The organism is Streptomyces wuyuanensis (genome assembly GCF_900103455.1).
Lineage (GTDB): Bacteria > Actinomycetota > Actinomycetes > Streptomycetales > Streptomycetaceae > Streptomyces > Streptomyces wuyuanensis.
In genome coordinates this window covers 502,033-513,518 of record NZ_FNHI01000001.1, presented here as the reverse complement: position 1 = coordinate 513,518, position 11,486 = coordinate 502,033, and the positions used below count along the sequence as shown (strand labels likewise).

Annotated in this window: 10 protein-coding genes; 6 read left to right on the top strand and 4 right to left on the bottom strand. The window is 74.7% G+C overall.

All coding sequences use genetic code 11. The features are described from left to right. Positions 1-220 precede the first annotated feature (220 nt). The 4 genes from BLT82_RS02115 to BLT82_RS02100 form a co-directional block, all read right to left on the bottom strand. Positions 221-1,738: a cryptochrome/photolyase family protein gene (locus tag BLT82_RS02115; RefSeq protein ID WP_093652026.1), complete on the bottom strand. Its 1,518-nt coding sequence runs from the start codon at positions 1,736-1,738 to the stop codon at positions 221-223. A 12-nt stretch (positions 1,739-1,750) separates the two neighbouring features. Continuing rightward, on the bottom strand, positions 1,751-2,755 hold the full coding sequence (locus BLT82_RS02110; protein ID WP_093652222.1) for a MerR family transcriptional regulator: 1,005 nt from the start codon (positions 2,753-2,755) through the stop codon (positions 1,751-1,753). A 303-nt stretch (positions 2,756-3,058) separates the two neighbouring features. Continuing rightward, positions 3,059-4,444, bottom strand: coding sequence for a cryptochrome/photolyase family protein (locus tag BLT82_RS02105; RefSeq protein WP_093652025.1), 1,386 nt, complete (start codon positions 4,442-4,444; stop codon positions 3,059-3,061). Positions 4,445-4,773: 329 nt separating this feature from the next. Further along, positions 4,774-6,339: an SDR family oxidoreductase gene (locus BLT82_RS02100; RefSeq protein WP_093652024.1), complete on the bottom strand. Its 1,566-nt coding sequence runs from the start codon at positions 6,337-6,339 to the stop codon at positions 4,774-4,776. A gap of 378 nt (positions 6,340-6,717) precedes the next feature. Between BLT82_RS02100 and BLT82_RS02095 the strand changes: the two genes are divergently transcribed. From BLT82_RS02095 to BLT82_RS02070, 6 genes are all read left to right on the top strand, one after another. Then, entirely contained in the window at positions 6,718-7,164 is a 447-nt protein-coding gene (locus tag BLT82_RS02095; protein WP_244291782.1) for an ATP-binding protein, read from the top strand. Between the two features lie 226 nt (positions 7,165-7,390). Then, positions 7,391-7,933, top strand: coding sequence for a hypothetical protein (locus BLT82_RS02090; protein ID WP_093652023.1), 543 nt, complete (start codon positions 7,391-7,393; stop codon positions 7,931-7,933). Between the two features lie 252 nt (positions 7,934-8,185). Beyond that, complete coding sequence (locus BLT82_RS02085) at positions 8,186-8,626, top strand: ATP-binding protein (RefSeq protein ID WP_244291781.1); 441 nt, start codon at positions 8,186-8,188, stop codon at positions 8,624-8,626. A 235-nt stretch (positions 8,627-8,861) separates the two neighbouring features. Beyond that, a complete protein-coding gene (locus BLT82_RS02080; protein ID WP_093652021.1) occupies positions 8,862-9,248 on the top strand; it encodes an STAS domain-containing protein in 387 nt (128 codons plus the stop codon). A 203-nt stretch (positions 9,249-9,451) separates the two neighbouring features. After that, a complete protein-coding gene (locus BLT82_RS02075) occupies positions 9,452-10,477 on the top strand; it encodes an alcohol dehydrogenase (protein ID WP_093652020.1) in 1,026 nt (341 codons plus the stop codon). 127 nt (positions 10,478-10,604) lie between these two features. Further along, a complete protein-coding gene (locus BLT82_RS02070; RefSeq protein ID WP_093652019.1) occupies positions 10,605-11,297 on the top strand; it encodes a GOLPH3/VPS74 family protein in 693 nt (230 codons plus the stop codon). Positions 11,298-11,486 lie beyond the last annotated feature (189 nt).

The window sequence follows — 11,486 nt, the reverse complement described above, 5'->3', positions numbered from 1 at the left end:
GCCCGAATGCCCCATTCACCGCCGGCTGGGGCCGCCCCGCCGCGCGTCCACCTCGCCCGGCCCTCCGCCCGCCCCGGCAGAACCGCTCACGCAGCGCCCTCCCGCACCCCGCCGCGTCACCACGCCCACCACGGCACGTAGGTCGCCCGGGGAGCCGCCACCCCGCGTCACCCGAAGCCGCTCTCGCACCGCGCGACGCCGGGCACCGGCCCACGGCCGCTCAGGGCGCCGACCGCCCCTGTCGGCGCACCTGCTCCAGCAGTTCGGGGAGATCGGTGAGTCGGTCGAGGCCGGCGACGGGCCGCGCCATGCGGTGGTTGTGCGACAGCCGCTCCCGGTGCCGGTGGAGGAAGGCCCAGTAGCCCGCGGTGTACGGGCAGGCCCGGTCGCCGACGCGCTCGGCGGGCCGGTAGGGGCACCCGCCGCAGAGGTCGCTCATCCGGTTGATGTAGGCGCCGCCCGAGGTGTACGGCTTGGTGGTCATGAGCCCGCCGTCGGCGTACTGGGACATGCCGACGACGTTGGGCAGCATCACCCAGTCGTAGCCGTCGACGAAGTTGCGGTGGAACCAGTCGGTGACCTGCGCCGGGTCCCAGCCGTCCTGCAGGGCTCGGCTGCCGAGGATCATCAGCCGCGGGATGTGGTGGGTCCACCCGGTGTCCCTGACCTGGGCGAGCACCGTGGACAGGCAGCGGGCGGCGACCGCGTCCGCGTCCAGGGCCGCGAACCAGTCCGGCAGCGACCTCCGGTGGCGCAGCACGTTGCGGCGCCGGTAGTCCTCGCCGAAGTGCCAGTAGAGGTGCCAGACGTACTCGCGCCAGCCGGCGATCTGGCGTACGAACCCCTCGGCCGAGGCCACCGGCACCCCGCCCCCGCGCCAGGCCAGTTCGGCGCGTTCCACACACTCCGCGGGATCGAGGAGCCCCAGGTTGAGCGGCGCGGACAGCATGCTGTGGCTCATCGGGGGGTCGCCGGCGAGTACGGCGTCCTCGTACCGGCCGAAGCCGGCCAGCCGGTGCTCGGCGAAACGGTCGAGGGCGGCCAGGGCCTCGGCACGGGAGGCGGGGAAGAGCCGGGGGCCGTCGCGGCCGGTGAAGGAGACGTCGCCGGCGCGTTCCCAGGCGTCCAGATCGCGCCGTAGCTCCTCGTCGATCCCGTCCTCCCGTGCCGTCCACGGCGGCGGCGCGCCGAGCGTCGGGCGGCCCTTCGGGGGCGGTTCGCGGTTGTCGCGGTCGAAGTTCCAGCGGCCGCCCGCCGGTTCGCCGCCGTCCATCAGCAGGTCGTGGCTCCGGCGCACCCACCGGTAGAAGTCCTCCAGCCGCAGGGCCCCGCCCCGCCGTTCCGCCGCCCAGGCGGCGAAGTCCTCGCGGGGCACGAGGAAGCCGCGCGCGGGCAGCACGTCGGCGTCCGGCAGCCCGGCGACGAACCGGGCCGCCGCGTGCGAGGTCGGGTGCCGGACCGTCGTACGGGTCGTGCCCTTGGTGCGGGCCAGCCCTTCCCGGTACGTGTCCGCCTTCACGTACCGGACCCGGTCGCCGAGTTCGGCGGCGCGGTGGCGCATCGCCGAGAGCACGAGATGGGCCTTCGCGCGGTGGAAGCTCCTCCTTCGGAACACGGCGCGGGACTCGATCATGACGATCGGCGCGTCCTCGTCGGGTCCGTCCGCGCCCGGCTCGGTGAAGCGGGGGCCGAGCTGGTCCCCGAAGATCAGATGCGTACGGGGCTTGCGGCGGGACATGGGCCCTCCTGGTCAGCGCGGGAACAGGGCCTCGACGACGTCCACCGCGGAGCCCAGGCCGTGCAGTCTCAGGGCGCCCGGGTACGCACCGCCCGCCCAGCCGGGTCCGGCGACGAGGACCGACGTGCGCTTCCGCGCGCCCTTCACTCCCCAGTGGATGCCGGAGACCTTCTGCACCAGCGAACGGTCGGCGGTCGACCGGGACTGGGCCCAGAGCACCACGGCGGCCGGGCCGAGTCGCCGTACGGCATCGTGGAGCGCCTCTGCGGGCAGCGCGGGTCCGAACATCCGCGCGGGCAGGCCGCGTTCGCCGAGCGCGGCGGCGAGGGCCTCGACGGGAAGGCTGTGCTGCTCGCCCGGGACGCACGCGAGCAGTACCGGCGGCACGTCGGACCGCTCCGCCGCGTACCGCACCCGGCGCAGCGCCGACGAGACGTGCCAGGACAGCAGGTGCTCGACCTCGACGTAACGCTCGCCGGACGTCGCCCATTTGCGCCCCACGGCGTGCAGGGTCGGGGCGATGACCTCTTCCCAGGCGGTGACGAGACCGTGCTCGGCCAGCACGGCGTCGAGCAGGGCGTCGACGGCGGGGGCGTCGAGGCGGACGGCGGCGCGCGCCAGCCCGCGGCATTCCTGCCGTACGTCCCCGAGGGGCAGGGCGTTGGGCCCGCCGGGCGCACGGGAGGAGGACGCCGCCTCCTGCCCGTTCCGCCCGGCCGGCCCGCTGCCCGGCGTCGCCGCGGGAGCGGTCATCGCCGCTCGCGCGGCTTCGGCGGGCGGGACGCCCTGGGCGGTGAGCCGGCACATCTCCTCGAGCCGGGAGATGTCCTCGGGGGTCCAGCGGCGGTGTCTGCCGTCCTCGCGGGTGGCGGGACCGATCGCGTAGCGCCGTTCCCAGGACCGGAGGGTCGTGGGCGCGACACCGAGCCGGCGTGCGACCGCGCCGGTGCTGAGCGCGGCGGTGACGCCGTCCTCTGCCGGGCCTTCCGGGCGGCTGTCGGCCTTCACCCCGCCCATGGTACGGCGCCGGGTGCCGACGGTGGGTCGGCCCGGCCCGGCGCCCGGGACGATCGCGTCGGAGCGCGTTCCGCGGGGCGTCCTCATCGCCGTCACCTTCCTTCCTCCGTTCGTCGGTCGTGTCCAGGGCGTGGCCTCCGGCGTGTCCTCGGTGTCTCGCCGACGGTCCGCACAAGGGCTCCGGCGCGGGCCCCGGGAGCGATCCGGCGCGGGTCCCCGGCGCGGTGCCGGTCCCGGGCCGGGTGCGGGGCCCCGATCGGGCGCGGTCCCTGCCCCGGCTCCCGAGGGCGCCCGAGCCCACGGTCAGCCGGCGGTGCCGCGTCCCTCCTTGAACCGCGCCAGTCCTTCGCCGAGCTCCACGATGGGGCCGGGGTAGTCCAGCCTCGCCCGGTCGTCGTCGGGGAGCTTCCACGGCTCGTGCACGGCGGATCCGCCGACCTCCTCCAGTTCCGGCACCCAGCGCCGCACATAGGTGCCGTCGGGGTCGTAGCGGTGGGCCTGGCGTACGGGGTTGAGCACCCGGTTCGGCCGGGTGTCCGTGCCGGTGCCCGCCACCCACTGCCAGTTGAGCTGGTTGTTCGCGAGGTCGCCGTCGACCAGCAGTTCCAGGAAGTACCGGGCGCCGACGCGCCAGTCGACGTACAGCGTCTTGGTGAGGAAGCTCGCGGCGAGCAGCCGGCCGCGGTTGTGCATCCATCCCTCGTGCCGGAGCTGCCGCATCGCGGCATCCACGACGGGATAGCCGGTGCGGCCGGCCTTCCACGCCTCGATGTCGGCCAGGGCCTCCGTCTCCGGGCGCCAGCGGTCGTGCCGGGGCCGGTAGTCGGCGGCGGCCGCATCCTGGCGGGCGGCGAGCACCTGGTGGTGGAAGTCGCGCCAGCACACCTGCCGTACGAAGGCCTCGGCGCCCGGTCCACCCACCGCCCGGGCCCGGTGGACGGCCTCGGCCGGGGAGAGGGTGCCGAAGTGCAGATGGGGCGAGAGCCGGGAGGTCGCGTCCCCGGCGAGGTCGTCGTGCCGCTCGTCGTAGTGGGCGAGTCCGCCGCGCGTCCAGGCGGTCAGCCGCCTGCGTGCCTCCCGTTCACCACCGGCGGCGAGCCCTTCCGACACTCCCCCGGCCTTCTCCGCTTCCGCCCGGGAGGGCACCGGCTCGGAGCGGATGCCGTCGGGCACCAGGACCGTGCGCGGCGCCGCGAGCACACCCCGGATCTCCTGCTGCGACCAGCGCCGGTGGTACGGCGTGAACACGGCGAAGTGGTCCCCGCCGGACGGGACGACCGCACCGGGGGCGAGCGCGGTGACGACGGCGTCGTGGACGCGCAGCGCGCGGCCGTCCTTCTCCAGGGCGGTGCGCAGCCGTTCCTCGCGGGCGTGGGCGTAACCGCTGACACCGGCCGCCATGTGCACCTCCTCGGCGTCCGCCTCGTGTGCGACCGCACGGACCCCCTCGACGACGTCGCCGGAGCGGACGACGAGCCGGCCGCCCCGGTCGCGCAGTCCTTCGTCGAGGTCGGTCAGGCAGTCGGCGAGGAACGCGCGGCGGTTGGGACACGCGAAGCCCGCGGCGTCGATGCCGTCGTCCCGTACGAACAGGGGCACCACCCGGTCCGCCGCCCCCAGCGCGGCGCGCAGCGGCGGATGGTCGTGCAGACGCAGGTCCGAGGTGAACAGGACGACTGTGGTGTTCATGGGACTCCAGGGCAGGCCGGCGGATGGTCCGGTGCGGGACGGTCCGTGCGGACCGGCCGTCCGGGGGGCGTCCGGCTCTGCCGGTGGGGGCGGGTGCGGACCGCGGGAGGTCGTGCGGTCCGGCCGGCCGGGGAACCTTCGCCGGGGCGGCGCGGACCGCGGGACGCTCCCGTCCGGTTCTTCCGCCGGCGTGCGGCTGCCGGATGCACGGCATCCGGCGCGCCACCGGCTGCCGTTCCGCGCCGCACCGCCCCACCGGCCCCACGGCCGGTCGACGGGCACGGACACAGAGGCGGGCGGTCAACGGGCACGGGCACACAGGCGGGCGGTCAACGGGCACGGGCGGACGGCGTGCTCTCGGACACGGGCTCGGGGTCGCCCGGCCCCGTCGTACCGGCCTTCGCGGCGGCCCGGGCGATGTTGCGGGCCATTCCGCCGAACACGACGGCGTGGAAGGGGGAGACGGACCACCAGTAGACGTGACCGAGCAGTCCGCGCGGATGGAACAGGGCCCGCTGCCGGTAGCGGCTGCGGCCCCGCTCGCCGGGTTCGGCGTGCATCTCCAGCCATGCGAGGCCCGGCAGCCGCATCTCGGCCCGCAGCCGCAGCATCCGGCCCGGTTCGATCTCCTCGACCCGCCAGAAGTCCAGCGAGTCGCCCACCCGCAGCCGAGCGGCGTCCCGGCGGCCGCGGCGGAGCCCCACGCCGCCGACGAGCCGGTCGAGCCAGCCCCGTACCGCCCAGGCGAGCGGGAAGGAGTACCAGCCGTTGTCGCCGCCGATCCCCTCGATGACCCGCCACAGTGCCTGCGGCGAGGCGTCGACGTCGAGCGCGCGCCGGTCGGTGTAGAGGCTGCCTCCCGCCCAGTCGGGATCCGTCGGCAGCGGATCGCTCGGCGCCCCGGACGGCGCCGCCGATGACCAGCGGGTGGTGACCTGGGCGTCGCGCACTCGCTGGAGTGCCAGCTCCAGGGCCCGGTCGAAGCCGATCGGAGCGCCGGGCGGGTCCGGCACGTGGCGGACGATGTCGTGCTCGCGGCAGACCACCTCGTGGCGCAGCGATTCGGCCAGCGGGCGGGCGAGGGCGGGCGGCACCGGGGTGACCAGGCCGATCCACAGGCTGGACAGCCTGGGCGTGAGCATCGGGACGCCCAGGATGAGGCGTCGCGGCAGACCGGCCACCTCGGCGTAGCGCCGCATCATCCTCTCGTACGTCATCACGTCCGGCCCGCCGATGTCGAAGGACCGGTTCACGTCCTCGGGCATCCGGGCGCTGCCCACCAGATAGCGCAGCACGTCGCGGACGGCGATCGGCTGGACGCGGGTGTTCACCCAGCTCGGGGTGACCATGACGGGCAGCCGCTCGGTGAGGTACCGCAGCATCTCGAACGAGGCGGAGCCGGAGCCGATCACGACCGCGGCGCGCAGCACCGTCGCCGGCACGGGAGCCCGGAGGAAGATCTCGCCCACCTCGGCGCGGGAGCGCAGATGCGGCGAGAGCTCACGGCCGGGCACCTCCGCCGGGGTCAGCCCGCCCAGGTAGACGATGCGCCCCACGCCCGCCTCGGCCGCCCGCGCGGCGAACGTCCGGGCCGCCTTGCGGTCGGCCTCCTCGAAGGACGCCCCGGAGCGCAGCCCGTGCACGAGGTAGTAGGCGACGTCGACATCGCGCAGCGCGTCGTCGAGCGAGTCCGGGTCGGTGACGTCGCCGCGTACGATCTCCGCCCGCCCCGCCCAGGGGTGGTCGCGCAGCTTCTCCGGCGAGCGGGCCATGCAGCGGACCCGGAATCCGGCGTCCAGCAGTTCGGGCACCAGCCGCCCGCCGATGTACCCGGTCGCACCGGTCACGAGACAGCGCAGGCCCTCGGTGTCCCGGCCGTTGCCCTGTCCGCTCATGCAAACCTCCGATTGCCGCGGGATGGACGTCTCCTCGCCGTTCCCCCTGCCACCTTGCCCCCTGCGGGATCCTTCCGCTCGGGGAGGCCCGGCGGATGCGCGTCCGGTTCCGATCCTGGGCCGCGCCGGCACGCACCGTCCTCCGTGACGGCCCTCCACCGGCCCGTGACCCCTCTCTACCGGCTCCGCAGCCGTTCTCCCCACCTCCCGGCGCGGGCTTCGCGGCTCCGGCCGAGGACGCGGGCGGGGATGTCCCGGGGCGCGGCCGCGACCGCCCGGGACCGCCCGGGCAGGGGCCTCGGCGGAGGTTTGCCGTGTGCGCCGGCGGTCAGACGAACAACACGTACGTGTCGTCGCGTACGCAAGGAGCGGTGGAGGATGTCTGCTGACGAGATGACCGGGACGACCCGTCCGGAATCCGCGGTGCCGCGCACCCCTTCCCAGGCGCGGACCAAGGTGGAGGCGCTGCTGCGGGAGTGGCTGATGCCGGCCCGTGGCGTCCCCGACACCAAGGTGGTCGGCGATGCCGTACTCGTGACGTCCGAGCTCGTGACCAACGCGCTGCGGCACGGCGGGGGCATGACGAGCTTCGACGTGGAGATGACCGACGACGGCTGCCGGGTGAGCGTCGGCGATCGCAGCGACCGCCTCCCCGAACTCGCCTCCCCCCCGGGACGGCAGCGGCAGGCTGCGCGTCGGGGGCCACGGCTGGCGGGTGATCCGCAGACTCGCGCGAAGCGTCACGATCACCCGCGAGGCCGACGGGGGAAAGCGCGTCAGCGTCCTGATCTCCCTGGCCTGAGGCACCCGTACCGCCGGGCGTGAGCCGCACCCGGCCGCGTCCCGACGGCCTTGCGCGCAGCCGTCCGGGCCCCGGCCGCTCCGCCGCCCTTCCGGGCGCTCGTCGAATCCTCCGCTCCGAACACCCTTCGTGGAGCGGAGGTTTACCCGAAGCGACGACGGTAACGCTCAGTAGCACACAATCACCGAGAGAGACGAAATCGACGAAGGTCCACCGTAAGGACGAACGTCCACCGTAGAGGAGGAAGTCATGTCGATCAGTGCGCTTGCCATCCTCGGGGTGGCCGCCGCCATGATCCTCGCACTCGTCATGGCACGGCCCGTGCGGCGCACACACCCCGGGCGCTTCCGTCGCCGGCTCGCCCGGCCGCGGCTGAAGCCCATGAGCCGGAGCGAGGCCGAGCAGTACCTCGCCCAATGGGCCGTGATCTCCGGCCGGTTCGTGGAGTCGCCCGGCGAGGCGACCGCCGGGGCCCGTGATCTGCTGGACACGGTGGCCACGGCGCGCGGACTCCCGACCGCCTCGCCCGAAGTCCGGGCGCACGCCCTGAAGGCGCTCTTCCCCGGCCACGCCGAGGCGGCCCCGGGGCTGCACGCGGCAGCCGAACAGGCCGCCGCGGGCAACGCCGACGTGGAGAGCCTGCGACAGGCCATGCTGGCCGGCCGTGCGCTGCTCCGGGAACTGGTGGCCGCCCCTCCGCGCGTTCCCGACGTCGCTCCGGTCTCGCAGCGGAAGGCAGCGGTGCCCGGCAGGCGGGTCCCGCCGCAGCGCTCGGCGACGCTCCACCCGTGAGATCCGCACACCGCGGGGTCGGCGCCTCCCCGCGGGCCGTTCGTACGGCCGACGGCCGGGAGCGGCGCGTCCCCGGGCCAGGGGCCGCGCCGTTCCGTTCGGGGCGGCACGGCGCCCGGCGGACAGGCAACCCGGCCTCGGGGAACGGCCCGAGGCCGACCACACCACGCGATCACCCTTCGGCGGGTGGGTGAAGAAGGCATCCTTCTGGGTAAGCGGCGTTCGCGGAACGAGAATTGCGCGGGGGTGAACATGCTGTCAGGCGAAATGACCGGGGCGCAGCACCAGCCTTCGTCGCCGTCGGTGCCGACGAGCGCGGCCGCCGCCCGCGACCGGGTCGAGCGGCTGCTGGAGGACCATTTCCGGGGCGCGCCCCAACACCGGCCTCCGGCAGTGATGCTGACGGACGCCCTCCTGGTCACCTCTGAGCTGGTGACCAACGCGATCCGGCACGGTGGCGGCGTCACCGGCTTCACGGCACGGGTGACCGCCGAAGGGCTGGTAATCACGGTGCGGGACCGCAGTCCCGCCGCACCCACCGTGCGCCTCCGCCCGGACGGGCAGGCGTTCCCCGTGGGCGGCTACGGCTGGCCACTCGTCCAGCGCCTCGCCACGCGCGTCCACATCGCCCCGCTGCGCGAGGGAAAGGCGATCCGGGTACTGCTGCCCCTCGCACCGCACGCTCCTGCGTGAACAAAGCCCGCCGCATTCAGGCTCCAGCCGTATTCAGGCTCCAGCCGTATTCAGCCTGATGTACGACGTATGACGGCGGTTGCACGGGAAAGCCCCGCTACGGAACGCTGAGCCGAGAAGCATGTCCGCGCGGGTACTCGCCCCATGGCCGCACCGACCGCCCGGTGCGGCCCCGACGACGCCGACACCTTCGAGAAGTCCTCCTGACCGCGCCAAGGCCCCGGAAAGCCACCGCATGACCTCCCTCCCCCAACTCCCTTTCGCCCTCACCGCCAGGGCGACCGGTCCGCGGACCTTCCGGCTCCTCGTGTCGGGTGCGCTGGACCACCAGTCGGCCGGTGAACTGACGAGCGGCGCGGAGCGTCTTCTCGCCCGGCGGCCCGCGCCCACCGATCTCCACCTCGACTTCGGCCGGCTGACGCTCTGCGACTCCATGGGTCTGTCCGCCCTGCTGATGATCCACCGGCGCGCCGGCGAGACCGGCACCCGGCTCCACCTCGACCGCCGGCCCTCCTTCCTTGAGCGGTTGCTCGTCCTCACCTGCACCCTCGACCATCTGACGGCACCGCCGGCGAGCGAGCACCGGCGGGCGCGGTCGGCCGCGGAGACCGGAGAGCCCTGAGCGGCCCGGGTGACCGGAGAGACCACGGGCGACCGGGCGGCCTCGTGGGTGCCGGGCGGGAGGCAAGCCGGGCGACCGGAGCGACCCGAGTGCCCGCGGAGGCCCGGCCCCCGGTCCCCGCCCCGGCTCGGCGCGCGGGATCGGGCCAGAACTGGTGTGCTGGATTGCGGGGGCCGTCCGAGCCTGTCCTGGGAGAGATCCGGATGAGTACGTATCGAGTCGCGCAGGTCGCCGCCGCCGGCGGTCCGTTCGAAATCGTCGAGCGTGAGGTGCCGCAGCCGGCCCCTCGTCATGTGCGGATCGCCGTGGAAGCCTGCGGCGTCTGCCACAGTGACGCCTTCTTCGTGTCGGCCGCGTTGCCCGGCGTCACGTTCCCGGAAGTGCCCGGCCATGAGATCGCCGGCCGCGTCGACGCGCTGGGAGAGGGCATCGAGGAGTGGGGCTGGCAGGCCGGCGACCGGGTTGCCGTCGGCTGGTTCGGCGGCAGCTGCGGCCACTGCACCCCTTGCCGGCAGGGCGACTTCATCGTGTGCGAGAACCTCAAGGTGCCCGGCTGGGCATACGACGGAGGGTTCGCGGAGTACGTGATCGCACCGGTCGACGCCCTGGCCCGGATCCCGGACTCGCTGACGGCGGCCGACGCGGGGCCGATGGCCTGCGCGGGAGTGACCACGTACAACGGGCTGCGGCGCAGTTCCGCCCGGTCGGGAGACCTGGTCGCCGTGCTCGGCATCGGCGGTCTCGGCCACCTCGCGGTGAGGTACGCGGTCGCGATGGGCTTCGAGACGGTGGCCATCGCCCGCGGCGCCGACAAGGCCGACCTCTCCAAGCAGCTCGGCGCCCACCACTACATCGACAGCACGGCGGGCACGACCGTGGCCGAGGCCCTGCAGTCCCTCGGAGGCGCCAAGGCCGTCCTCGCCACTGCCTCCAACTCCGCGGCCATCACTGCCACCGTCGACGGACTGGCGCCGCGCGGCGAACTGGTGGTCATCGGTGCCGATCCCGAACCTCTGGGGATCAATCCGGTCCAGCTGCTGATGAGCGGCCGGGTCGTCCGCGGCCACCCGTCCGGCACGGCCCAGGACGTGCAGGACACGATGGAGTTCAGCGCCCTGCACGGGATCCGCCCGACGATCGAGACGCTGCCGCTGGACCGGGCGGACGAGGCGTACGAGAAGATGCTGTCCGGCAGCGCCCGCTTCCGCATGGTGCTGACCACCGGCTGACCGGCCGCAGCTCGGAGATGCGCCGACCCAGCCACCCCCGGGGATCGGCCGACCGCCCGTCGCCCACCGGTGGCGACGGCACCGGCCCGGCCGGCCACCCGGCATCCTCTCGAGGCGGACGTGATCCATGACCACTGCACGGGACCTGATGATCATCGCGCTCGACGCGGCGCCGAGCCGCCCCGTCGAGCAGGGCGATCTGTCGCTGGCGCTCGCGGGAGCGGAGGCCGTCGACCTGCTCGCCGCGGAGGCCCTGGCCCTCGACGGCGACCGCATCGTGCCCCGTCCCGGCCCTGCCACCGGCGACCCGCTGCTGGACCAGGCCGTGTCGTCGCTCGTCCGCGAGACGCCGTACGAGCTCGTCGGCGACTGGCTCTGGCGCAGGGGCCGCGGCCTTTCGGCGGCGTATCTGGCCGAGCTCGAGTCGGAGGGCCTGTTCGGCCGGAAACGCCGCCGCGGGCTGTCCTTCCGCACCGGCCGCGACGCACCGGCCGATTCGCCGGTCCGTCGCGCGGCGGCGGAACGCCTCGCCTCGGACGAGCCGGTCCTGGCCGCCCTCGCGTCGGCCCTCGGGATCCGCGGCGACGCCGCCGGCGCTGCCGACGCTGCCGACGAGCAGGACGGTACGGGCCAGGAAGCCGCGGGCGAGGGCGGGAACGGGGACGTCCGGGATGGTCCCGGCGCCGACTCCCCGGGCGTGTCCGACGACGTGGACACCGTGCTCGCGGCCGTACTCGACGCCCTGACACAGCTGGAGGCCATCCGGCAGCGGCGGGCCGTCGAGCAGGCCGCTTTCGACAACATCTGGCGAGGCGACTGACCCGGGCCCGGGGCCTCGGGTCCCGGCACCGCCCCCGCGGCCCCTGGCCCAAGCCCCGGCCGTGACAGGCTCCTCCGCCCGCCGGTGCCCCGGTCTGTCCGACCGCCTTGGGCAGCCGGAGGCTGAGCAGTACGGTCAGCGCGATGAGGGCGAAGCCCGCCCCTGGACGACCCCGCGGTCACGACGCGC